The organism is Hymenobacter frigidus (assembly GCF_014640435.1).
Taxonomy (GTDB): domain Bacteria; phylum Bacteroidota; class Bacteroidia; order Cytophagales; family Hymenobacteraceae; genus Hymenobacter; species Hymenobacter frigidus.
The window spans coordinates 200,605-224,673 of record NZ_BMGY01000001.1 but is presented as its reverse complement, the minus strand read 5'-3'; the positions used below and the strand labels follow the sequence as shown (position 1 = coordinate 224,673).

Here is a 24,069-nt window from a genome sequence, read left to right as displayed (position 1 = left end):
AGAGGAAATGGAAGAAGGAAAAGAGGGAAAAATCTTAGACTGGCCGTGCCGAACTTTGCGTTTGCCAGTTCCCAGTCAACCCATGTCTTTTTCTGACGCCACAAAGAACGAATATCCTGCTGTGAACCGATTGCCGTGGCTGGTGGGGGCGTTGCTGGTGGTGGCCGGGCTGCGGCTGTGGCGCTTGGCCGAAGCGGGCGCGCCCGACTACGATTCGGCGCACAACTGGCAGATAGTTCAGGAGTTAGCGCGGGGTAAATTTAGTCAGCTGTTTCACCACGGTAGTCCGGGGTTTTATTTGCTGTACGCGCCCGTTGGCTTGCTCACCCGGAGCTTTCTGGTCTTCCAAACCATCAATGCCCTGCTGGGAGTGGCCGGGCTCGGGCTGTTTGCGGCCTGGGCAGCCCGCCGGGCAGCCCTGACCGGACTGGAAACGGCGGGCCTCGTGCTGCTGGCCGGCACCGGGTTGCTGCTCACGTTTTCGGGCCGCGATTTCACGATGGCCTCGCTCAATCTGGTGGTGTACGCCGGACTGTTGCGGAGCCATTTTGCGCGGCTGCACCGTCCTGCGCCGGGGGTCTGGCTGCGGGTAGTGGGCTGGCTGGCGATGGGGCTGTGCTTCGACTATAAATTCCTGTTCACCCTACCGATTCTGGTACTGCTGGAAGCGTGGCAGGCCGACGGCCTGTGGCGGCGGGTGTGGGGCCGGGCGTTGTCGCTGCTGGCGCTGCCCTATATCGTGTTTGGGGCGGTGGGGGTGGCCACGGGTCAGCCGTGGTACCGTTGGCTGGGTTTTTATGTGCGTACGGTGTTTCCCAAGGCGGCCAACGTGGCGGGCCGCCAGAGTACGCTGCACTTCGATTTGCTGTATTATTTTCGGTACCTCACCCAGTTCGAATCGCCGCTGTTGTTGGCGGGGCTGTTGGGGGCCGCGTGGCTGGGGTGGCGGCAGTGGCCCGGCTGGCGGATTGCGCGCACCCAGCAGCTGCCACTAACCTGGTACCTGCTGGTTTGGGCCGGCTGCCTGCTGGCGGGCATGTCGCTGCTTGTTAAGGCGCCGCGTGGGCTGCTGTTTGCCTATTTGCCGCTGGCGGCGCTGGCGGTACTTAGCGGGCGGCGCTTGCTACCGGGCTGGGTGCTGGCGGCAGCGCTGCTGACTGCGGCCGGGCTGAATATCCTGCGCATTCAGCAAACTATCTATGCGCCGCTGCCAACCCGATACCCGCAAGTGGCGCTTTGGCTGCGGCAACACGGCGCGGCCAAAGTAGCCAGCACGGTAGGGCAGGGTCTCGCACCATACCTGTCCGAAAATCAAACCCTGGCTGTCATCACCGATGAGCGGCAACTGGCTGGCTTGCGCGCCCAGGGCTACCAGTACGTGCTGCTGGATGGCTACTGGCGGGTGGCGGGCGTAGCTCGGTTCGATTCGTTACGGAGGCAGCGGCCGGTAGCCGCCTGGCCCGCGTCGCAGCTGCACCAGCCGCTGCTGTTTCTGGAGCATTCCGAGTTTACCGGCCTGGGCTATGAGGCCACACTGGCCGCCAGCCGGGCTGCGGCGGTCGATAGCCTCCCGTTGCGCCTATACCGGCTGCGTTGAGGTTCTGGCGGTTCGCAGCGGCCTCGGCTGGTTTCGCGTTGCCTGTTTTTCTATTGCTTGATGCCTGCCAATGCGAGAGCCGCCATAGCGGCCCACCAACTGAAGGTGGGACAATACAGCTGCCTCCTTATTGAAGCGGCTATTTTTTTATTCCCAGACTGTCGAGCCGGTGCTGATAGCGGCGGGCGTTACGCTTGTGCTGGGCATAGGTTTCGGCAAAGTCGGAGAAGCCGCTGCCGTCGGGGCGGGCGCAGAAAAACAGGTTTTTGTTGTGGGCGGGCTTGAGCACGGCCAGCAGCGAGCCGGGCAGGGGCGTAGTGATGGGGCCGGGCGGCAGGCCCTTGTGGCGGTAGGTGTTGTAGGGCGAGTCCACTTTTTTGTCCACGTTCAGCACGCGCTTGCGGGTGCCCAAGCCGTGCAGGGGCCAGAGCAGGGTGGGGTCGGCTTGCAGGGGCTGGCCGTTGCGCAGGCGGTTGAGGTACACGGCGGCGATGAGCGGCTTGTCGGTGGGTTGGGCAGTTTCGCGCTGCACGATGCTGGCCAGCACGCTCACTTGGGTACGGGTCATCTTCAGCGAATCGGCTCGGGCTTGGCGCTCCGGCGTCCAGAACCGGCGGTAGCGGGCGGCCATCGTATCCAGCAAAGCCGGCGCGCTGGTGTTCCACAGCAGCCGGTACTGGCCCGGAATAAACATCGTGCGGATGGTACAGGTATCGAGCCGGTAGCGCGCTTGCAGGCCGGCATTTTCCCCGAGCAGCAGCTCCAGCTTGAAGGAGTCGGTCTCCAGCTGCCGGCTTACCTGGCGCGGCAGCCGGTCGAGGTAATGAAACGGTTTCAGCTCGAACCGCACGGTGTCCTGACGTCCGAATAGCAGCAGCTTGACCAACTCGATATTGCCCATCGCCGGGTCGAGCCGGTAGCGGCCGGGCTGCACGTGGGCCGGGTAGTCGTGGTACTCGGCCACCCGGCGGAACGTGCCGGGCTCCCGCAGCAGCTGGTGTTTCTGCAGCGAATCGAGTACTGCCGCGTAGCCCGTGCCGGTGCGGATGTAGAGGTAGGCCGGGCCTTCGGCAAAGGCCGTGACGTTGGGCTGGTAGGCCACGCGCCACACGGCGTAGCCTGCCGCGGCCAACAGCAACAAGAAGATTGCCACACCAATTAGTAGGCCACGCCGCATCAGGAATTACCCGCTACTAGTTCCGCCATCGCTGCCTCAAACGCCGCTTTTTCGGCCAGCCGCACGATTTCAGTGGGCGCGGCCGCTCGCGACTCGCAGTCCGGAATGGGGCAGCGCTCGCAGGTTTCGTTCACGATGCGGAAGGGTAGGGCCGGGTCGTCCAGGAAGCGGACGTGCGCCTTCAGGTTATCGTCGCAGCGCAGGCCTACGGTCACGCTCAGGGCCACTTGGGTAGGAGTGCCGGCGCGGGCCAGTGTGAAGCACAGGTATTCGTCGTCGGTGCCGAAATAGCGGGATTTTTGGGCTCCGGCCACGGTAACGGGCGCGGCGGCCGTATCGGGCACGGGCAGGGCGCGGGCATCGTTGAGCAGGCGCAGGCTCACCCAGCGGCGGCAGTAGTGCTCGTTCAGCTCGTTGCCGTGGGGGTTGTGCAGGCGGGCCAGGTGCAGCTCCTTGGTCAGCTCAAAGGGGGCAGTCGCATCGGTCTGGTCGAAGCGCAGAAAGAACAGGCTTTGCAGCCCAAAATGGCGCGGCAGCAGCGTAGTGAGGCGCTGCATAAACATCTCGGGGCTCACGTCATACTGCGTCATCAGGGCCAGCAGCAGCGTCGGCTGCCACTTTTTGGCCCCAAAAAACTTTTTCACGTCGCGCAGCAAGCTTTCTTCTTCCATGAGCAGCGCCCCCGCGAAGTAGGACGCCTTAAAATTATTGAGCACCTCATCAAACGAGCTGACTTGGGTGCTGCTGTTCACGTAGGGCCGCTCCGTCAGCTTGAGGTAGTTGAAGGCCGCCTCCCGGCCCAGCACGAAAGCTTGCTGGCCCCGGCTCAGGCCCGGCCGCAGCAGCAGCCGCTTGGTTTTGGGCTGAAACACGCTTCGCAGCCGAGCTTGCGTGGCCACCGCGTGCCGGCCCAGCGTTTCGCGGTCCAGCGTGTAGCCGTATTCCTGGGTCAGCACGCGCTCCAGCTGGCCGAGGGCAAACGGGGCGGCGGTGCTGAGCTGGTGGCTGCCCACAAAGGCGCGCACGTCCTGCTCCAGGTCCTCGAAGTAGTTGTCGTGCATTTCCTGAAACGAGCGCAGCGCGGCCAGAAACAGATGCTCCTGGCGCATCTCGTAGTTGCGCGCAATCTCGAAAATGGTGCTGATGAAGGCATTCATCTTGGCCGGCGCGTTGGCAATCAGCTCGATGATGCGGGCCGGTTCCAGGCCGTACATCTCCAAAGGAAACTCCTTCAGTATCTTGGAGTTGAGCAGCTCGCCGATGGGCTCCAGCCGGCGCGGCAGCTCCAGCGAGGTGAGCTGGTCGTAGCGCACGTCCAGCGCCTTGCTCAAACTTAGAATCTTGTCGGCCTTGGGGTACTTCTTGCCCTTCTCAATCTCGTTCAGGTAGCTCACCGACACGTCGCAGACCCGCGCCAGCTCGGCCGGGCTCAGGGCGCGCTCCTGCCGCAGCTCGCGCAGCTTCAGGCCAAAAATGAGGCGAACGACTTGGCCATGATTCAACATTGGAAATTTTTTCAGTCTACTGATAGCCAGAAAAGCACCAGAAAAAGCGGCTTTAGTGCTAGAAGAATAATGATTTCGGGGTTGCTAAGTAAGCAGCGCAAAGTTACCAGCTATTTACAAAATTTTGTCTTTTAGCGAATATTCGCTAATTACTGAAATTCGCATTGTATGTTTGTCTTAGGTCGGATGGCAATTGTGCTGCCGGGCAACCCGCCGCCGTGGCTGGGACGCCGCCAATCAGACCCGTAAGCCCCCTGTTCATTGCTCATCGTTAATTGAATCAGCCATGCCTTTCACCGACACCGCCCCCGCCCCCAAGCCCAGGTACCTCACCCCCGAGCGGGTGAAAGTGCTGGGCCCGTACACGCCGGAATTTGCCGCCATCCTCACGCCGTCGGCCCTCGCGTTCGTGGCCGAGCTGCACCGGCACTTCGAGGAGCGCCGCCGCCAGCTGCTGGTGCGCCGCGCCGAGCGGCAGGTGGAGTTCGCGGCGGGCATCCTGCCCGGTTTTTTGCTCGAAACCCGGCGCATCCGTGAGCAGGACTGGACGGTGGCCCCGCTGCCCGCCGACCTGCGCGACCGCCGCGTGGAAATCACCGGTCCGGTCGAGCGCAAGATGATTATCAATGCGCTGAACTCCGGGGCCCGCGTGTTCATGGCCGACCTGGAGGATTCCAACGCCCCCACCTGGGCCAACGTCATCCAGGGCCAAATTAACCTGCGCGATGCCGTGCGCCGCACCATTTCGCTGAGCACGCCCACTAAGGAATACCGGCTGAACGACGAAACCGCCGTGCTCATGGTGCGCCCCCGCGGCTGGCACCTGCTCGAAAAGCACGTGGAAGTGGACGGCGAGCCGGTGAGCGGGGCCCTGTTCGATTTTGGCCTTTACTTTTTTCACAACGCCCACGAGCTCATCAACCGCGGCACCGCGCCCTACTTCTACCTGCCCAAGCTCGAAGGTCACCTCGAAGCCCGGCTCTGGAACGACGTGTTCAAGGACTGCCAGCGGGTGCTGCGGGTGCCCCACGGCACGGTGCGCGCCACGGTGCTCATCGAAACGCTGCCGGCCGCCTTCGAGCTGCATGAAATCCTGTACGAGCTGCGCGACCACAGCGCCGGCCTCAACTGCGGGCGCTGGGACTATATTTTCAGCTACATCAAGCGCCTGGGCCTGAACCCCGAGTTCCGGCTACCCAACCGGGCCGAGGTCACGATGAGCGTGCCCTTTATGGCCGCCTACTCGCAGCTCGTTATTCAGACGTGCCACCGTCGGGGCGTGCACGCCATCGGCGGCATGGCCGCCCAGATTCCCATCAAGAACGACCCGGCCGCCAACGACGCGGCCTTGGAGAAAGTACGCCAGGACAAAATTCGCGAAGCCACCAACGGCCACGACGGCACCTGGGTGGCCCACCCCGGCTTGGTGCCGGTGGCGCTGGAGGTCTTCGACCGCCTCATGCCCGGCCCCAACCAAATCGAGAACAAGCGCCTCGACGTGCAGGTAACTGCCGCCGATTTGGTAAAGGCTCCCGAAGGCAACATCACGGAAGATGGTTTGAAGCTGAACATCGACGTGGCCATTCAGTACCTGGCCTCCTGGCTGGGCGGCAACGGTTGCGTGCCGATTTACAACCTGATGGAGGACGCCGCCACGGCCGAAATCAGCCGGGCCCAGGTGTGGCAGTGGCTGCACACGCCCGGCACCACGCTGGCCGACGGCCGGCCCGTGACCACGGAGTTGTACCGTGCGCTGGTGCCCGGTCAGCTCGACAAAATAAAAGCCCAAGTAGGGGAGGAGGCCTACGAAACCGGCCATTTCCTGCCCGCCGCCCGGCTGTTCGACAAGCTGGTAATGAGCGAGACGTTCATCGAATTTCTAACCGTGCCAGCCTACGAGCAATTGGCGTAACGCTGGCCGCTGCGCCTAGACTGCGGCCAGCGGCCGGTACCTCAATTTTCCACCATTCAACCCCCCATTCCCATGCAAACCCACGCAGAACGCATCGCCGCCATGACCCAGGACTGGGCCACCAACCCCCGTTGGGCGGGCATTGAGCGGCCGTATTCGGCCGAGGACGTGAACAAGCTGCAAGGCTCCGTGCACATCGAGTATTCATTGGCCCGCCAAGGGGCCGAGCGGTTGTGGGAGTTGATGCACACCCGCGAGTACGTGGCCGGGCTGGGGGCCCTCACCGGCAACCAGGCCGTGCAGGAAGTGCAGGCCGGCCTGTTGGCCATCTACCTCAGCGGCTGGCAGGTGGCGGCCGATGCCAACGGCGCGGGCCAGATGTACCCCGACCAAAGCCTGTACCCCGTGGATAGCGTGCCGGCCGTGGTGCGCCGCATCAACAATGCGTTGTTGCGGGCCGACCAGATTCAGCACCTCGACGGCCGGAGCGACGTGCATTACCTCGCGCCCATCGTGGCCGATGCCGAGGCCGGTTTTGGGGGCAACCTGAATGCCTTTGAGCTGATGAAGATGATGATTGAGGCCGGGGCCGCCGGCGTGCACTTTGAGGACCAGCTCTCATCGGCTAAAAAATGCGGCCACCTCGGTGGCAAAGTGCTGGTACCCACCCAGGAAGCCATCAACAAGCTGGTGGCCGCCCGCCTGGCCGCCGACGTAATGGGTGTGCCCACGCTCATCGTGGCCCGCACCGATGCCGATGCCGCCGACCTGCTTACCGCCGACGTGGACCCGCGCGACCAGCCCTTCATCCTACAAGAAGCCGAGCGTACCAACGAGGGCTTCTACCGCATCCGCTGCGGCCTGGAGGCCGGCATTGCCCGTGGCCTGGCCTACGCGCCGTATGCCGACCTGATTTGGATGGAAACCTCGCACCCGGATTTGGAAGATGCCCGCAAGTTTGCCGAAGCCGTGCACGCCAAATTCCCCGGTAAGCTGCTGGCCTACAACTGCTCGCCCTCGTTCAACTGGGCCTCTAAACTGAGCGTGGCCCAAATGGAAACCTTCCGCGAGGACCTGGCTGCCATGGGCTACAAGTTCCAGTTTATCACCCTGGCTGGCTTCCACGCCCTTAACACCAGCATGTTCGAGCTGGCCCAGGCCTACCGCCAGCGCGGCATGGCCGGTTACTCGGAGCTGCAGGAGCGTGAATTTGCCCTGGCCAAAGACGGCTACCAGGCCGTGAAGCACCAGACCTTCGTGGGCACCGGCTACTTTGATGCCGTGCAGAACGTGGTGACCAGCAACCAAACCAGCACCGCCGCCCTGGTGGGCAGCACCGAGGAAGCCCAATTCTAACACCGGCCTGCCCTACCAGCAGAACGTCATGCTGAGCGAAGTCGAAGCATCTCTACCGCGTAAGTAATCAGTTACTATCACGATAGAGATGCTTCAACTTCGCTCAGCATGACGTTCTGCTGTTCGCGGATACCTAGAACGGTTCCGCAATCTGCCCGTAGTCCTCGCCGTGTTTCTCGGCTGACTCACGCAGGAGCTGCTGCTGCCAGGGCCGCAGCGCGCCTACCGCGCCTTGCTCGATGATTTCGGCGATGAGACGATTGCTGAGTACCATGTTGGCCATGGTAGCTCCCTGGTCGGTGGTGAGGTGTGTTTTGAGCGTATTGAGTAAGGCTTCGCGGGCATCGGCGCGGGTGGCGGCGGAGCCGTTGAGGCGGCGGCGGAACGGAAACTTGCGGTGCTCGGGACCCAGCGGGGCATCCGGCTCTAGGTCGGTGGTGCCGATGGCCAGCAGCTGCTCGGCGTAAGGCGAGCGTTTCAGCTCGGGGTGCAGGCCGTTGGCGGTGCGCAGCTGCAGCGGCGTTTCGATGGGCTGGCGGGTGAGCTCGGCCAGCCGGTCGTTGCTCAGCACGTGATAGGGCGGGCGGTCGAGCTGCCGGGCCACGGCATCGCGCAACATGTACAGCTCCCGGAAAACGGGCATTTCTGAGCTGGATATTTTGTACTTGGCGGCGTTGCGCGACCACGGGCGCGGGTCGTCGCGACCGTAGCGCACGGCTTCCAGAGCCAGGTTTTCCTGGGCGGCCCAGTCGGCGCGGCCCAGCTCCTCGAGGCGGGCGCTGAGGCGGTCGGTGAGCTCGAAGAGGAAGAGGACGTCGTTGGCAGCATACTCCTGCTGAGCCTCGGTGAGGGGGCGCTTCAGCCAGTTTGATTTTTGCTCACCTTTATCGACTTCAAAGCCCAACTCGGCCTGAATGAGGCGGCCCAGGGAAATATTATTATCCTCGGCGGCCAGCAGCGTAAACTGCAGGCTGGTGTCCACTATGTTGAGGCAGTTGACGCTGAATACCTCGTCGAGCAGCAGAATGTCCGACTTGCAGGAGTGGAACACCTTGGCCACGGCCGGGTCGCGCAGCACGGCAAACAGTGGTTCGAGGTCGGCGGCCATATTGGGCAGCGGCAATGGGTCAATCAGGTATGCTTCCTGACCGTCGAATACTTGAATAAGGGCCAGGTGCCGCCCGTAGCGGTGGCGCATATCATCAAATTCCAGGTCGATGCCGATGCGTGGCAAAGTGGCAAAATGAGCGGCGGCGGTGGCAACAGCATCGGCCGTAGTTAGGTAATGAATCGTTGGCATTGAGGCGGAAAAGTAGTCAGCGCAGCTGCGCCGAAAGCGGCAAGCAATAACGCCATAAAGGTAGGCACCGATAGCAGGCTCTTATAAAAATTGCGCAATTTCATGGAATTAACCTGTGCAGTTGCATATCTTGTTGCGCCTGTAATGACACGGCGATAGCTAACGCATTACCTTAGAACTGCTAGTCTGATGTGGTTAGCCAGTTTTTAACAGCGCGGTAGATTACAGTCTGCTGATATCTTTCACTTTTAATCGTTTACAAACCATTTTTTTTTCATGAAACAAAAAATATTTACTCACATCAGAATGCTGCTGCTTTTTGCGGTCTGCTTCTACTCGGTATCGGCGTGGGCGCAAACCAATGCCATCAGTGGTCGGGTAACGGGTTCCGACAGCGGGGCTCTGCCCGGCGCCACTATACTGGAACGGGGCACCAGCAACGGCGTAAGCACCAATGCCGACGGGGCATTCGTATTGAGTGTACAGCCTGGTGCCACGCTCGTTATCAGCTCGGTGGGCTACACCGCCCAAACCATCACGGTGGGCAGCCAGAGCGTCATCAACGTGACGCTGGCCGCGGCCGCCACGCAGCTCAACGAAGCCATCGTGGTGGGCTACGGCACTTCCACCAAAGCCGACTTGACGGGCTCGGTGGTGCAGCTCACCAGCAAGGACGTGGCCAATGCGCCGGTGCAAACCTTCGAGCAGGCCATTCAGGGCCGGGCAGCGGGTGTGGTCATCGAGAGCGGGAGCGGCAAGCTGGGCCAGGGCATCAAGGTGCGTGTGCGCGGTACGGCCTCGGTGAGCGGCGACACGCAGCCGCTGTACGTGGTAGACAACATTCCGATTGTGACGGATAACCTGTCTTCGACCGGTGCCCCGACCAACCCGATTGCCGACATTAACCCCAACGACATCGAGAGTATCACCATCTTGAAAGATGCGGCTGCTTCGGCCATTTACGGCTCGCGGGCTTCGAACGGCGTGGTCCTCATCACCACCAAGCGGGGTAAATCCGGCGCGACGCGCTTCAATCTGGGCTACCAGACGGGTACCAGCCAAGCCACGCGCCGTCGGGAGTTCCTGAACTCCAAAGAATACGTGGAGCTATTAACCGAAGCGCTGAAAAACGCCGGTCGCTCCGATGTTTCCAACGCCAACCGCTTACGGAACTACGCTGCCGGCGTGACCGTGGACGGCAACTACGCGGTGGATACCGACTGGCAGGACCAGGTATTCCGCAAGGGCAGCTTTAGCCAGTACGACCTCAATACGAGCGGAGGCACTGATAAAACCAAGTACTACCTCTCGGGCCAGTACAGCACGCAGGAAGGCATCTTGGTAGGCAATAAGCTGCAGCGCATTGCCTCGCGCCTCAACGTGGACCACAAGGCGACCGATAAAATGACGCTGGGCATTAACATTGGTTTGTCGCGCACCCGCAACGACCGGCTGCCCAACGACAACGCCTTCAGCACACCCTTGCAGGCGGTAGCCTTGGCCCCGATTACGCCCGTCATCGACCCCCGCACCGGCCTCACCAGCGGCGCGCTGGACCTGAACACCGGCAACCCAAACAACAACTTCCCCTTCTACTACAACCCGCTGCTGGGGGTGCAAAACAATGCCGCCACCTACGCTACCTTTGTGTACCGCACGTTGGGCAACGTATTTGCCCAGTATGAAATCATTCCCGGCCTCTCGTTTCGCTCCGAGTTGGGCCTGGACATCCTGAACCAGGACGAGGACCAGTACCTGGCTCGCGTGACCTCCCGCAACTCGGGGCCGACCAACGGCTTCGCCTTCAGCGCCCACACCACCAGCGGCCGATACATCACCAACAACTTCCTGTCTTACCGCAAGGTACTGGCCGAGTTGCACACCGTGGAAGCTACGTTGGGTACCTCCTACGAGGAGCGCAAGCAGAACTACACCAGCGTAGAAGGCTCGCAGTTTGCCAGCGATGCCTACCGTAAACTAGGCAGTGCCGCCGTGTACTCGGCCGGTAATTCGGAGCTTACGCGCAGCTCCCTGCTCTCGTACTTTGGCCGCTTGAATTACTCATTTGCCAGCAAGTACTTGCTGGGCCTGAGTGCCCGCATCGACGGCTCGTCGCGCTTCGGCACCAATAAGCAGTACGGTTTCTTTCCGGCCGCCTCGCTGGGTTGGGTCGTGACGGAAGAAAGCTTCCTGAAAAACCAAACGGTGCTGAGCCTGCTCAAGCCCCGCATCAGCATCGGGCGTACCGGAAACCAGGGCTTCTCCGACTTTGCTTCCCTGGGCCTGTTCACCGGCACCTCGGGCTACGTGGGCATCCCCGGCCAGCGCCCATTGCAGGTGGCCAACCCCGACCTGAAATGGGAGACGACCACCCAAGCTGATGCCGGCTTGGAGATGGGCTTCTTCGATAACCGCATCAGCGCCGAAGTGGACGTGTACCAGAAGCTTACCACCGACTTGGCCCTGAACGCCACCGTGCCCGCTACGTCCGGCTTTACCTCGCAGTTCAAGAACGTGGGTACCCTAGAAAACAAGGGGGTGGAGCTGTCGTTGACGACGCGCAACTTCGTGGGCGATTTCAGCTGGACCACCACCGTGAACGCCGCCCGCAATGCCAATAAGCTGACTTTCCTGCAAGGCCAGCCCATTCTGGGCTCCTTTGTGAGTCGTGCCCAGGAGGGCTTCCCCATTGGCACCTTTTTCGCCCCCGAATACGCGGGCGTGGACCCCGCCAACGGCGATGCACTGTACTATGTCAACCGCGCCAATGAAGACGGCACCGGCACTGGTGTCAGCGACCGCAGCAAGGGTACTACCAACGATATTAACGCGGCACAGCTGGTGCCGGTGGGCGACCCTAACCCCCGGTGGACGGGCGGCCTGACCAACACCTTTGGCTACAAAGGCTTCGACCTGACCGCCACGTTTATCGGCGTGTTCGGCAATAAAATCTTCGACGGTGGCGCGCAGTACTATTCGGTTGCCTTCAACAACGGCCCCGATAACCAGACCCGCGACCAGCTCAACCGCTGGCGCAAGGCTGGCGATATCACCGATGTCCCGAAGGCCGATTACCTGAGTGGCAACGGTTCGGGCCAGTCGTCGCGCTTCGTCAAAGACGGTTCCTACGGCCGCTTGCGCACGCTCACCCTGGGCTACAACCTGCCGGGTGATTTTGTTAAAAAAGGCTACTTGCAGTCGGTGCGGGTATTTGCTCAAGCCCTGAACTTGGTCACCTTCACGAAGTACAAGGGCTGGGACCCAGAAGTGAATACTGACTACCTCTCCAACAATACCACGCAGGGCAATATCAACCAGGGCATCGACTTCTACACCGCGCCCCAGCCCCGGACCATTACTTTCGGCGTCAACGTCGGCTTCTAGCATTTGGGCCGCTTTGCGGCGGCCATCCCCATTCCTGACTTTTCAAAGACATGAAAAAAATTGTTTATACGCTGGCAACGGCCCTGTTTCTGGCAGGCTCCCTGACCAGTTGCGATAAAAAGCTCGACATTGACCCCGTCAACTCGGTGCGGGACGAACTGGCCCTGCGCACGTCGTCGGACGTGGAGGCGGCCTTGGTAGGCTGTTACACCGGTATTCAGAACGCGGAGGCCTACGGTGGCTACATTCAGCTGATGTCGGACCTGCTGGCCGACGACGGCGAAGTAACTTTTGTGGGCACGTTTATCCCGCCCAACCAAATCAACCGCAAGTCCATGCTCAAGGACAACGGCTTTGCGCAAGCCATTTGGGTGAACGCCTACAACGTCATCAACCGCACCAACAACGTGCTGGCCAACATCGACAAGCTCGATACGCCTGCCAAACGGGCGCGGGTAGAGGGCGAGGCTAAATTCATCCGTGCGTCGATGTACTTCGAACTGGTACGCCTCTATGCCAAGGACTGGGGCGACGGTAGTCCCGCATCCAACCTCGGTGTGCCGTTGGTGCTCACGCCCACGCGGGTCCTCGATGCTGCTTCGCAGGTGCGGCGCAACACCGTGACCGAAGTGTACGCCCAGGTCATTGCCGACCTGACCGACGCCGAAGCCAAAATGCCAGTCAACTCGCCAGCAGCATCTTTTTTTGCCAACAAGTACGCCGCGGCCACCATGCTCGCCCGGGTCTATCTGCAGCAAGGACGGTTTGCCGATGCGGGTTCAGCTGCCAACCGCGTCATCAGCGTCAATAAGTACACCCTCAACCCCAGCTATGCGGATGAGTTCTTCTCTGGCTCCGCGGCCGGCCTGCTCCCCAACTCGCCGGAAGATATTTTCGCCATTCAGATTTCGGCCCAGAGCGGCCGCAACGAGTTGAATACCTTCTATTCGATTGACCGCCGGGGCGATATCAGCATTGAGGACAAGCACACCGACCTATACGGACCGACCGACGAGCGCGGCGACTTGTTCACGACCAGCAGCGGGCAGACGTACAGCAACAAGTACGACGACCTGTACGGCAACATCAAGCTCATGCGCCTGGCCGAAATGTACCTCATCCGCGCCGAAGCCAACTTCCGGAACGGCACGTTGCTGGGCGCTACGCCCTTGGTTGATATTAACCGCGTGCGGACACGCGCCGGCCTGGCCCCGCTCGCCGTGCTAACGTTGCCCGCTATTCTACGCGAACGCAAGCTGGAGCTGGCTTTCGAAGGCTTTCGGCTCGGCGATGTGAAACGTAACCGAGAGACAATTGCCGACCCCGCCGGCGTGGCCGTGCCTTGGAACTCGCGTCGTTTGGTGTTTCCCATTCCGTTGCGCGAAATTAACGTGAACCCCAATTTGGTGCAGAACGAAGGGTATAACTAGCGCGAGGCCTGCCGCTTCAGGCGGGCAAAATTTTTCTAAAAAAAAGGCCGTTCCAACTCATGGAACGGCCTTTTTTGCTTGCCTGGCAACAGATAAGAGCTTCCTACTTATCCCCAATCAGCAGCTGCGGGGCCGCGCCGCGCGCCCCGCCCATGATGATGACCTTGGCGTTGGGGGAAGTGGCGATGGCTTGGTTGGCCTTGATGGTTTCGTACTGCAGCAGCTTGTCGCTCAGCTGCGTGTTGATGATGCGCTGGTAGTCGGCAATGCCCTGGGCTTCCACGCGCTTGCGGTCGGCTTCCTGGCGTTCCTTTTGCACCACAAACTGCATTTTCTGGGCGTCCTGCTCCGCTGAGATTTTGCTCTCGATGCTGGCCTTGACGGACTGCGGAAGCTGAATATTACGAATCAGGAGCTGGTCGAGCTGCAGGCCGTTGTTGCGAAAATCTTTTTCGATGGCGGCCAGGATGCGGGTCTGAAACTCCTCCCGGCGCGTGGAGTACAGGGCCACGGCATCGTAAAACACCGCGCCGTCGCGGATGCGGGTACGCGAGATGGACCGCACGATTTTGTCCTGGTAGTCCTCGCCGATGGTGGAGAGAATCTTGGGGGCCTGCGTGGGCACTACGTGATAGAGTACGGTGAGGTCAATCACCACTTCCAAGCCATCGGCCGAGAGCACCCGAATGGCGTCGTCGCCGGTCTGCTGGCCCTCGCCGTGCACCGCCGACATGGTGTAGTTCTGGGTGCGGGTGTCGAAGCGCGTCACGTCGACCAGCGGGTTGACCACGCTCAGGCCGGGCTGAAGCACGCGCGATTGCACCTGGCCAAACAGCGTTTGCACGCCCACCTGGCCCACCCCAATCTGCACTACCGTGCTCAGGGCCAGTCCAAGTATCAAAAACGCCCCGCCCAGAAAGATGAGGCCGCCGCGCAGGCGCTCCAGCCGCTCCGAAAAACGGGAGGCGTTGAGCCCAACGACCAGAATAATAAAGCCAAGGATGGTAAGGGTCATGAGAAGGGAATTAAGAATTAAGGATTAAAAATGAAGAAGCGCGGGCTTGCGCAACGCAGGTTGTTCGGGAATTGGTTGGGTGGTCCTGGCCGCGCTGCGCCCGGCCCGCCGTGCTGATGACTACCTAAACAATTCTATTAGCAAATCAGTCTTCCTGCTCGTCGCTAAAGTCGAGGTTGCGGGCCAGGATTACGCCTTCGTGGGCAATTTCTTCGAGCAATTCGGGGGCATCGGCATCCAGGGTGCGACCGAAAAGGTTGAGCAATTCTTCGCCTTCCTCGTTCACGTAGAGGTTTTCGTAGAGCCGGTCGAATAAGCGGGCTTCGCGGCTGATGATGCGGTCAATGTCTTCGGGCGAGCGGGCCTCGTTCAGGGCCCGGTGCAGCACGTCCAGGACCTGGCGGCTCTCGTCGTGGTCGCCCAGCTCCGACACCAGCTTGAGCAGGCTTAGCGCCAGGCCCAGGCGCACTTGTTCGAACCGAAAGGGTAACTGAGCGGGCGGGGCCGTGCGCAGCTGGTCGTAGGCGCGCAGGGCCACAGGCGTGAGGTAGTACTTCACGTCATTGGGAGCCGTGAAGGCGAGGTGGAGCAGCTGTTCGTAAGGTGTCATGGGGAAGTAGGCCGGCCAGGGTCGAAACACGGCCCGCGCTGGTGCGTAAGCGAAAAGCCGAAAGGTACGCGCTGGTAACAGGCAATGGCATGAATCGTGGCGCGTGGTTCGGTATTACATCCGTTTCACCACTTTATTTTTCAGATGACACACAAAGCAAAATGGCTGCTGTTTTCTCCCCTGGGTCTGGCCACCATCGGCGCGGGAGCCAGCATGGTGCACTGGGCCGGCAGCCTTAAAGACCAGCAAGTTCCCACTCGTAAGTGGGTGGTGGCTGGCACTGCCGCACTGGTCGTACTCAATACCGGCCTCAGCCTGTTTGGGCGCGGGGTAGTCGAAAAGGTGCTGCACGAAGTGCAAGAGCGGCCCCATCGGTTCTGACCCGCTGAATCCGGCCACAAAAAAAGACCCCAGCTTGCGCTGGGGTCTTCCTGGAAATTGCGGAAAGGAACAGTTCTGGAAAGGACTATTCGGTTTTGACTTCCATCTTTTGGGTGCCTTCTACGGATTTATTACCCATTTTCTGAGTGCCGCGTTTCACGGCCCGAGTGGTTTTTCTGGCACCGCGCTTGATGGCGCTGCCTGTTCTTTTGGCCACGTTGCCAGCGGCATCCTTGGTGTTGTCGATGGCTTGGCCAGTGTTGGTTTTGCCAGTCTTCGTTACCACTTTAGTGGTGCCATTGTCACGCGTTTTTACTTCCGTCGAGGGAGTGGTTTGCGCGAAGGCAGTTGTGGCAAAAGCAGAAATGGCGAGCAGCAGCGTTACTTTTTTCATGATTCAACAGAAGGAAAAGGGTGGTGTGGGGCTTTTACGCGCCCCAATAGCAAAGGTTATCGCAAGGAGTGTGCTGCCAATTGGCCGCACTTTCGGCACCACCGGCAGAACGCAGGTCAGGGCAGCAGCAAGGAGCTGTCGCCGTAGCTAAGGAAGCGGTAGTCATGCGCGAGGGCGTGGTCATACACCGCCCGCCAGCCCGGGCCCAGCAGGGCGGCCACCAACAGCAGCAGCGTGCTTTCGGGCTGATGGAAGTTGGTGATAAGGCCGTCGACAAGGCGGAACCGGTAGCCGGGCGCGATGAGTAGGCGCGTGCTGGCCTCCAGCGTATCGGTACCCAATACTTCGAGGTGCTGCAACAGGGCCGCCAAGGCAGCCTCCGGGCTGATGCTGGCCGCTGCGTCGGCCTGTTCATACGGTTGCCACTGCGTCACGAGTAGCGCACGGGGGGTATTTTGTTCCGGGTTTTGCAGCAGTCTCACGCCCAGCCAATACAAAGTTTCGAGGGTGCGCAGGCTGGTGGTGCCCACGGCCAGTACTGGCCGGGGGCGGTGAGCCAGCAGCTGGCGCAGCAGCGCCGCGGTCACCAGTATCGGCTCCGTGTGCATGGGGTGGCCGGCCATGTGGTCAGCCTTCACGGGCTGGAAGGTGCCGGCCCCGATGTGTAGGGTGATGTGGCCAACCGAAAAGTCTTTCGCTTGCAACTCAGCCAGTATTTCGGGCGTGAAATGCAGGCCGGCGGTGGGGGCCGCCACGGCTCCTTCGGCGGCGGCATACACGGTCTGGTAGCGCACGGCGTCGGTGGCGGTATCGGGGCGGGCTATGTAGGGCGGCAGGGGCAGGTGGCCCGCGGCCCGCAGTACCTCAGCAAAGGGCAGCGTGGCGGGCTCCCAACGGAAATCAATCAGCGCGGTGCCGGCTTCCTGGGTTTGGCGCTCGGCGTGCAGGGTGGCCGCTTGGCCTTCGGCGGTGGTGAATTCCAGGGTGACGGGGCCTTCCTTCCAACGGCGGCCGTTGCCCACCAGGCAGCGCCAGGTGCAGTGTCTGGTTTGCTGCAAGGCTAGCTCCAGGCTGCGGTGCGGGGCCATTGGCTCCAGGCAAAACAGCTCTACTTGCCCGCCGGTGGGCCGCCGGGCCAGCAGCCGGGCCCGCACTACGCGGGTATCATTGAAAACAAGCAAGGAGCCCGCTGGCAGCTCGCCGGCCAAATCGCGAAAATGCTGGTCGGTGATAATGCCGCCGCGGCTCACCAGCAGGCGGCTGGCGGACCGGTCGGGGAGGGGTTCCGGCGCGATGCGCTCGGGCGGCAGGGGGTAAGTGAAGTCGTGGATGGAAAGCTGGCGCGGGTCGGAGTTCATGTCCGCAAAGGTCGGGCAGGGAGCCGATGCTACGACGCGCCTAATCTCCTATCTTTCGCCGGAACAGCAGCAAATGTTGCTGCGGCAGCGTTTCGATACTTTCCACAAACTCCAGGCCGATGGCATCCATCTCTTTTCGGGCCTGCTCCACACTCATTTTATGAATGCGCTTGATGGGCACATCAGGGTCCTCGGCCCGGTACTCCACCAAAGCCAGCCGCCCGGTGCCGGGCCGCAGGGCGTGCAGAATGGCGCGGCCCATTTCGCGCGGATGGTTAAACTCGTGGTACGCATCCACGATGAGCACCAAGTCCACGCTGTCGGCGGGAAGGGCCGGATTGGTGGTAGTACCCAGTACGGGGCGCACGTTGGCAGCTCGAAAGCGCCGTTTATTGGTTTGCAGCACCGCAATCATTTCCGGCTGGATATCAACGGCCAGCACTTGGCCCTTGGGGACTTTCTTGGCCAGCTGAAACGAAAAGAAGCCGGTGCCCGCGCCAATATCGGCCACCACATCGGTGGGTTTCAGCTTCAGCTCTTTTAGCAGGATATCCGTGCCTTCTTCCTGCCGCCGACCGTTGCGTTCCAACCAACCAGCGCCATCGTGGCCCATGACGTGCGAAATCTGCCGGCCCAGATAATAAGTGCCGATGCCGTTCGGGTCGCGCGGTGGAGCCAGCTCATAGCCGCTGGTGTCAGCGGCTGGCGCGCTCGTCAGGCTTTGAGCGAAAGCGACCGAAGGAGGAGTTTCGGCGGGTAGCTGCGTGCAGCCCAGCAGCAATCCGGCTCCACCACTCAGCCACCCAATACTTGAAGCCCATGGCCGGGCCAAAAAACAGTACTTCATACGACTCGCAAGTAAGCACATTAAGCGTCGTCAACAGTATTCTCCGGCGCGGCGTTCAGTAACGAAGAATGCTCATTTTTAGAAAACGAAACAAAGAACTACTGTTGCGCATTGATTGGCCTGGGACGCTGTTGAAACACTTTTTTGCTTCGAGAAACGCTCTTTTCGGGCAGCAGCCCTATCTGGTACGTAATATCAGCAACGAATTAACCGCAGATATCGGCACATGTGAAAAAAATAGCGCCTTCCCCGACCACTGATTTGTAGTTTTGACCGTAGAACGAGCATTTAAGCTCACTATTACCCCACTTACCCATGAAAAACCTTGTATCCCCCTTTGCTAAACTCATTGCTGTGGCCGCCTGTGCCCTCACGCTGGGCAGCTGCAGCCGCTCCGAGTATGCCATGCTGCCCAAGGGCGGTTCGTACCACGGTGTAACCCGTGTCTCAACCCCCGTACCCGCCACCGCTGAAACAGTAGCCGCTCCGGCCGCCGCCGCCACTGCCGCCGAAACCCGGCCCGCCGCTGCGCCAGTCGTAGCCGTCGCACCCGTAACCAAGGCCCCGGCCGCCGCCAAAACGCCGGCCGCTGTGCTTGAGTCGCCCGCCGCCGCCGCTACGGTTGCTGCCGCCCCGGCCCCCAAGCTGAACTTGGTGCAGCGCATGGCGCTGGGCAAAGTGACTCATAAAATGGAAAAGATGGTGCAGAAATCCGGTTCGGTCCGTCAGCACGATAACACGGCTTCGACCTCCAAAACGGCGGCCATCAGTGGCAACCTGCGCATCGGCATTATCCTGCTGCTGGTCGGCTTGCTGGTTGGTCTGATAAACGGCCTGATTGGCGGTATCATCGCCATCATCGGCTTGATTTTCATCGTCCTGTGGCTGCTCGACCAGATGTAGGGTACTCCCTCAACTCACACAAAAAACGCCCGCTCAATCAATGAGCGGGCGTTTTTTGTGTTTGAGTGTCTCGACTTACATCGGGTCCACGTCGGCCACCAAGCGGGCCTGCTTGAACTCCTTCTGGTCCTTCACCACGTCCATGGCATCGTAAATCAGCTGTTTGGCGTGCTTAAGCACGGTGTGGGCGCGGTCGAGCTTGATGGTTATTTCCTGCAGGTAGAAATTGCGGATACGGAAGATGTAGGGCGCTTCCGGCCCCAGCACCGCCGCCCGGCCCAGTCGGTCCACCAGCTCTTGGGTGAGGCGGATAGCGGCTTCCTCGCCCAGACCCTGCTCCATATGCTTCACCGTCATTTTGATGACGCGCATGAAGGGCGGGTAGCCGTGTTCTTGTCGCTGCATGATTTCGTAGTTGTAAAACTCCACGTAATCGTTGCGAATGACCTTGTCGAAAATCACCTGCGTAGGGTCGGCGGTCTGGATAATGACCTTGCCCTTTTTGCCCTTGCGCCCGGCCCGGCCGCTCACCTGCACAAACATCTGATAAGCCCGCTCGTGGGCCCGAAAATCGGGGTAGTGAATGATGCTGTCGGCGTTGATGATGCCCACGAGGCTCACGTTGGCAAAGTCCAGGCCTTTGGTCACCATCTGGGTGCCTACCAGTACGTTAGTGGTCTGCTTCTCGAAGTCGCCGATGATTTGCTGGTAGCTGTTTTTGGCGCGGGTCGTGTCCAAATCCATGCGCTGGATATTGGCCTGGGGCAGCATGATTTTAAGGTCGTCCTCAATCTTTTCGGTGCCAAAGCCCTGGGTTTTTACGGCTCGGGAGCCGCAGGCGGGGCACTTGGTCACCATCGAATCGTGGTAGCCGCAGTAGTGGCAGCGCAGCTCGTGGCTGTGCTTGTGGTAACTCAGGCTCACGGCGCAGTTGGTGCACTTGGGTATCCAGCCGCAGTCCTGGCAGGCCACCACGGGCGCATAGCCGCGCCGGTTCTGGAACAGAATGACCTGCTCTTGCCGGCCCAGGGTGCGCTCCACTTCGCCCAGCAGGTCGGCGGTGAAGTGGTTGTGCATGGTTTTCTGGTCGCGGGCCTTGCGGGTGTCCACCAGCTCGATGTCGGGCATGCCAGCCTCACCAAAACGCTTGCTGAGCGAAACCAGTCCGTACCGGCCCTGCTTGGCCTGGTAATAGGTTTCCACGGCTGGCGTAGCCGAGCCGAGCAGGGTTTTGGCCCCCTGAAAGTTAGCCATCATCAGGGCTACTTCGCGGGCGTTGTAGCGCGGAGCAGGCTCGTATTGTTTGTAGCTCGACTCATGCTCCTCGTCCACTATGATGAGCGAGAGGTTATCGAACGGCAGAAACACCGCCGAGCGCACGCCCACCACCACCTGAAACCGGCCCGAAAGCACGCCGTTCCATACTTCCACCCGCTCGTTATCCGAGAATTTGGAGTGATACACACCCAGCCGCGAGCCGAACACGCGGATGAGGCGCGTCACAATCTGGGCCGTGAGGGCAATTTCGGGCAGCAGGTACAGCACCTGTCCGCCGCTTTCCAGGGCCTTGCGAATCAGGTCGATGTAAATCTCGGTTTTGCCCGCGCCGGTCACGCCGTGCAGCAGCACGATTTCCTTCTCCCCGAAGTGCGCCATTATTTCGTCCCGCGCCGTAGTCTGGGCCTCGGTAAGCGAGAAGTGCAGCTGCGCGGTAGGCTCATTCTCCAGCGGAAAGCGCGACACAATCACGTCAAATTGCTCCAGTACGCCATTTTTGATGAGTGTATTGACAGCCGAGGCCGAGAGGTGCGGGCTGCTGGCCAGCGCCGCCTTCTCAATGCCGTGCTGGTTGGCGTACTCGTTCTGATAAACCGGTACGCGCTGCATATACTTCATCAGCACATCGAGCTGCTTGGGCTTGCTGGCGAGCTGCTCAAATAGCTGCTCCAGCGATGCTTCCGAGATGAAATGGTGCGCTAGCCGCACCTTCTTCACCACTTTGGGCGCGTACTTATCGGCCGTATGCTCAAACAGGAAAATAATGTCCTTGTGCATCAGCGACTTTATCACCTTATGGAAAGAGGTGATGCCTAGCAGGTCGCCCACTTCGGTAAACGTGAGGGCCTTGCCATCTTCCGTAGTGCCCAGCGCATCCACAATCAACTCTTCCTGCGTGGAGAGCGGGTACTCGTTTTCCTCCCGCGAGAAGCCGGGGTGCAGCTGAATGCGCGACTCCGAGCTGAGCTTGAGCGCGGAAGGCAGGGCCGCGTTTATCACCTCGCCGATGGTGCACATGTAGTAGTCGGCCATCCAGCGAAACAGCTTGAGCTGCGGCTGGGTCACCACGGGCGCATCGTCGATGAATTCGAGGATGTACTTGGCCTGGTATTCCTTCGGGGCCTGCTCGTGCACGGCCGCCACAATGCAGCTGAGCGTCTTTTTGGCCCCAAACTGCACAATGACGCGGCCGCCGATTACCACGTTGTCATTCAGCTCATACGGTACCCGGTACGTGTAGAGCCGAGGCAGCGGCAGAGGCAGAATAACGTCGGCAAATAGCGTCACCCGGTCGGCCGCCGGAGTGGCAGCGGGGGAAATAAAATCAAGTGTCAGACTCAAAACAGCGGATAGGGTAGGGGCGAATAGTAAAGATAGCAGGACGGTAGCGCGCAAAATGCGGGTAGAGACGCAATATTTTGCGGCTTGTCATTGAACGATTGGGGCCGCGCCAAACCGCGCCGTTTTTACGTTACCGTTCCATGTAGAGACGCAGAATATTGCGTTTCTACAGCGCCGCCAGCGCCTCGCCCACGCCGTACACCGGGGCCAGGCAGGCCTGGTTGCGGCACACGTGCACGGCGGTACGGCCTTGCGCATCGGCCTTCAGCAGCTTTAGCAGCGGCAGCTTCGACGCTTTTTCAGCCCCAGCCAGCACCGTATCAAACAAGAATTGCCGGTTAAGTTTTTCACGGAAAACATCGGCTTCCGGCCCGAGAATGGCTACCTCAGCCCCCGGCCGGAGTAGCGCCGCGTACAGCGAAGCCCAGTTGGTGAGGTGCTGCGGCTCCTTCACCACCAGGTGGCGCACTTGGGCCAGCATGGCGGTGGCCAAGTCGGTGTAATGGGCGTTTTCGAGGTGCCGGCCCAGGCGGCGCAGGTTGTGCGCCATCACCGAGTTGGAGCTGGGAATAACGTTATCGAATAGCTCTTTCTTGCGAACGATGAGCGGCTCAGCGCTGCTGTCGGTATAGAAAAACTGCGTTTCGCTGGGGTCGAAGAAATTGCTGATGACGTATTCGGTCAGTATTTCAGCCTCGTGCAACCACTTTTCGGTGAAGGTGACTTCGTAGAGGCTGATGTAGGCCTGAATGACCAGGGCGTAGTCTTCCAGGAAACCGTTGATGCTGGCGCGGCCATCCTTGCAGGTGCGGTACAGCCGCGGGCCATCGCGCAGGTTGGTTTCGATGAAGCGGGCGTTGTGCTCGGCCATGGCCAGAAATTCGGGCTCGGCGAAGGCACGGTAAGCATCGGTCAGGCCTTGCAGCATGAGGGCATTCCAGCCGGTGAGGACTTTGTCATCGAGGCCGGGGCGGACGCGGGTGGCGCGCACGGCCATAATTTTCTGCTTCCAGCCCGCTACCAGCTTGGGCAGCACACCGGGCGCAATCTGGTGGGTAGCGGAAAAGGTTTCGTCGGTTTCGCGGCGGTGCAGAATGTTGCGGCCGTGCTCCCAGTTGCCGGCCGCCGTGCAGTTGTAATAGTCGGAAAAAAGCGGTTCCTCATCACCAAGAATCGCGCGTAATTCTTCTTTTGTGAACACGTAAAATTTGCCCTCCTCGCCTTCGCTGTCGGCATCCAACGACGAATAGAAGCCGCCTTCGTCATTGGTCAGCTCCAGCCGAATAAATTCGATGGTATCATACACCGTTTCCCGAAACAGCTCTTCGCCAGTTAGTTGAAAAGCCTCGCTGTAGAGACTCACCAGCTGTCCGTTGTCATACAGCATCTTTTCGAAATGCGGAGCCAGCCACTCGCCATCCACCGAATAGCGGGCGAAACCGCCGTGGGCCTGGTCGTAAATCCCGCCCCAAGCCATTTCGCGCAAGGTCAGCACGGCTTGGTCCAGCACTGCCCGGCTACCACTAACGGCGTGGGCGCGCAGCAAAAACCGCCAAATGCTGGGCATCGGAAACTTCGGGGCGCGATTCGTTCCGCCGCGTTCGCGGTCAAAACTGGTGCTCAGATTGTAAACCAGCAACTTGAACTCTTCTTCGGAAACTCCTGCCAAGCCTGTGTCGGGGGCTCCGCCAATGGCTTCCAATGCCGCGTAGTCGGCCTCCTGAGTGGCATTATGGTTTTGAGCGCCGTATTTGGCCAGTTCGCTGGTGCCAATAACTTCCATGAATCGCTCGGCCGATTGCTCCAGCTCAGTGCGGTGCTCGCCCGCGTAGGCTTGGCCGATATTGGTTAGCAGTTGGGTCCACTTGCCCTGCGGGAAATAAGTACCGCCATAAAAAGGCTTTGCATCGGCGGTTAGAAACACATTCAGCGGCCAGCCGCCCTGTAGGCCCATGGCGTGCACGGCATCCATGTAAATCTGGTCCACATCGGGCCGCTCCTCGCGGTCGACTTTGATGCACACAAAATGTGTGTTCATCACTGCCGCCACCGCTTCATTCTCAAACGACTCGCGCTCCATCACGTGGCACCAGTGGCAGGCCGCGTAGCCAATGCTCACTAGAATGGGCTTTTGCTCGGCCTGCGCTCGGCCAAGGGCTTCGGGTCCCCACGGGTACCAGTCCACCGGATTGTGGGCGTGCTGTTGCAGGTAAGGGCTGGTTTCCTGGGCGAGGCGGTTGGTGTGAGAAGCAGGGTGGGCCATAACGAGAAAAATAGGGGA

General features: G+C 60.6%; 17 protein-coding genes. 7 read left to right on the top strand and 10 right to left on the bottom strand.

What is annotated here, in order from left to right:
- Positions 1-82 precede the first annotated feature (82 nt).
- Complete coding sequence (locus IEW17_RS00895) at positions 83-1,597, top strand: Rossmann-fold NAD(P)-binding domain-containing protein (protein WP_188560115.1); 1,515 nt, start codon at positions 83-85, stop codon at positions 1,595-1,597.
- Positions 1,598-1,736: 139 nt separating this feature from the next.
- Here the strand turns inward: IEW17_RS00895 and mltG are convergent, their stop codons facing one another.
- Both mltG and IEW17_RS00885 read right to left on the bottom strand, forming a co-directional pair.
- The gene (mltG, locus tag IEW17_RS00890; RefSeq protein WP_188560114.1) at positions 1,737-2,750 is read right to left on the bottom strand and encodes an endolytic transglycosylase MltG; all 1,014 of its coding nucleotides are present in this window, start codon (positions 2,748-2,750) and stop codon (positions 1,737-1,739) included.
- Between the two features lie 23 nt (positions 2,751-2,773).
- The gene (locus tag IEW17_RS00885; RefSeq protein ID WP_188560113.1) at positions 2,774-4,279 is read right to left on the bottom strand and encodes a helix-turn-helix domain-containing protein; all 1,506 of its coding nucleotides are present in this window, start codon (positions 4,277-4,279) and stop codon (positions 2,774-2,776) included.
- 286 nt (positions 4,280-4,565) lie between these two features.
- Here IEW17_RS00885 and aceB point away from each other — a divergent pair, with 286 nt between their 5' ends.
- Positions 4,566-6,191: a malate synthase A gene (aceB, locus tag IEW17_RS00880; RefSeq protein ID WP_188560112.1), complete on the top strand. Its 1,626-nt coding sequence runs from the start codon at positions 4,566-4,568 to the stop codon at positions 6,189-6,191.
- 72 nt (positions 6,192-6,263) lie between these two features.
- On the top strand, positions 6,264-7,547 hold the full coding sequence (aceA, locus tag IEW17_RS00875) for an isocitrate lyase (RefSeq protein WP_188560111.1): 1,284 nt from the start codon (positions 6,264-6,266) through the stop codon (positions 7,545-7,547).
- 133 nt (positions 7,548-7,680) lie between these two features.
- Here the strand turns inward: aceA and IEW17_RS00870 are convergent, their stop codons facing one another.
- On the bottom strand, positions 7,681-8,847 hold the full coding sequence (locus IEW17_RS00870; RefSeq protein ID WP_188560110.1) for a ribonuclease D: 1,167 nt from the start codon (positions 8,845-8,847) through the stop codon (positions 7,681-7,683).
- Between the two features lie 306 nt (positions 8,848-9,153).
- Between IEW17_RS00870 and IEW17_RS00865 the strand changes: the two genes are divergently transcribed.
- Both IEW17_RS00865 and IEW17_RS00860 read left to right on the top strand, forming a co-directional pair.
- Entirely contained in the window at positions 9,154-12,231 is a 3,078-nt protein-coding gene (locus IEW17_RS00865; protein WP_229748709.1) for a SusC/RagA family TonB-linked outer membrane protein, read from the top strand.
- Positions 12,232-12,281: 50 nt separating this feature from the next.
- Positions 12,282-13,661 (top strand): RagB/SusD family nutrient uptake outer membrane protein, encoded by a 1,380-nt coding sequence (locus IEW17_RS00860; RefSeq protein WP_188560108.1) that lies wholly within the window; start codon positions 12,282-12,284, stop codon positions 13,659-13,661.
- A 103-nt stretch (positions 13,662-13,764) separates the two neighbouring features.
- Here the strand turns inward: IEW17_RS00860 and IEW17_RS00855 are convergent, their stop codons facing one another.
- Positions 13,765-14,676 (bottom strand): prohibitin family protein, encoded by a 912-nt coding sequence (locus IEW17_RS00855; RefSeq protein WP_188560107.1) that lies wholly within the window; start codon positions 14,674-14,676, stop codon positions 13,765-13,767.
- Positions 14,677-14,821: 145 nt separating this feature from the next.
- On the bottom strand, positions 14,822-15,286 hold the full coding sequence (locus IEW17_RS00850) for a hypothetical protein (RefSeq protein WP_188560106.1): 465 nt from the start codon (positions 15,284-15,286) through the stop codon (positions 14,822-14,824).
- A gap of 144 nt (positions 15,287-15,430) precedes the next feature.
- On the opposite strand from IEW17_RS00850, the gene IEW17_RS00845 reads away from it, so the two are divergent.
- Positions 15,431-15,667, top strand: coding sequence for a hypothetical protein (locus tag IEW17_RS00845; RefSeq protein ID WP_188560105.1), 237 nt, complete (start codon positions 15,431-15,433; stop codon positions 15,665-15,667).
- An 85-nt stretch (positions 15,668-15,752) separates the two neighbouring features.
- Here the strand turns inward: IEW17_RS00845 and IEW17_RS00840 are convergent, their stop codons facing one another.
- The 3 genes from IEW17_RS00840 to IEW17_RS00830 form a co-directional block, all read right to left on the bottom strand.
- Complete coding sequence (locus IEW17_RS00840; RefSeq protein ID WP_188560104.1) at positions 15,753-16,061, bottom strand: hypothetical protein; 309 nt, start codon at positions 16,059-16,061, stop codon at positions 15,753-15,755.
- 116 nt (positions 16,062-16,177) lie between these two features.
- Positions 16,178-17,419 carry an S-adenosylmethionine:tRNA ribosyltransferase-isomerase gene (locus IEW17_RS00835; RefSeq protein ID WP_188560103.1) on the bottom strand — a complete coding sequence of 414 codons (1,242 nt, stop codon included), beginning with the start codon at positions 17,417-17,419 and terminating at the stop codon, positions 16,178-16,180.
- A gap of 40 nt (positions 17,420-17,459) precedes the next feature.
- Complete coding sequence (locus IEW17_RS00830) at positions 17,460-18,266, bottom strand: class I SAM-dependent methyltransferase (RefSeq protein WP_188560102.1); 807 nt, start codon at positions 18,264-18,266, stop codon at positions 17,460-17,462.
- A gap of 315 nt (positions 18,267-18,581) precedes the next feature.
- Between IEW17_RS00830 and IEW17_RS00825 the strand changes: the two genes are divergently transcribed.
- The gene (locus IEW17_RS00825; RefSeq protein ID WP_188560101.1) at positions 18,582-19,169 is read left to right on the top strand and encodes a hypothetical protein; all 588 of its coding nucleotides are present in this window, start codon (positions 18,582-18,584) and stop codon (positions 19,167-19,169) included.
- Positions 19,170-19,244: 75 nt separating this feature from the next.
- Here IEW17_RS00825 and priA read toward each other — a convergent pair whose 3' ends face one another.
- A complete protein-coding gene (gene priA / locus IEW17_RS00820) occupies positions 19,245-21,788 on the bottom strand; it encodes a replication restart helicase PriA (protein ID WP_188560100.1) in 2,544 nt (847 codons plus the stop codon).
- Between the two features lie 166 nt (positions 21,789-21,954).
- Entirely contained in the window at positions 21,955-24,051 is a 2,097-nt protein-coding gene (locus tag IEW17_RS00815) for a thioredoxin domain-containing protein (protein ID WP_188560099.1), read from the bottom strand.
- Between the last annotated feature and the right edge of the window lie 18 nt (positions 24,052-24,069).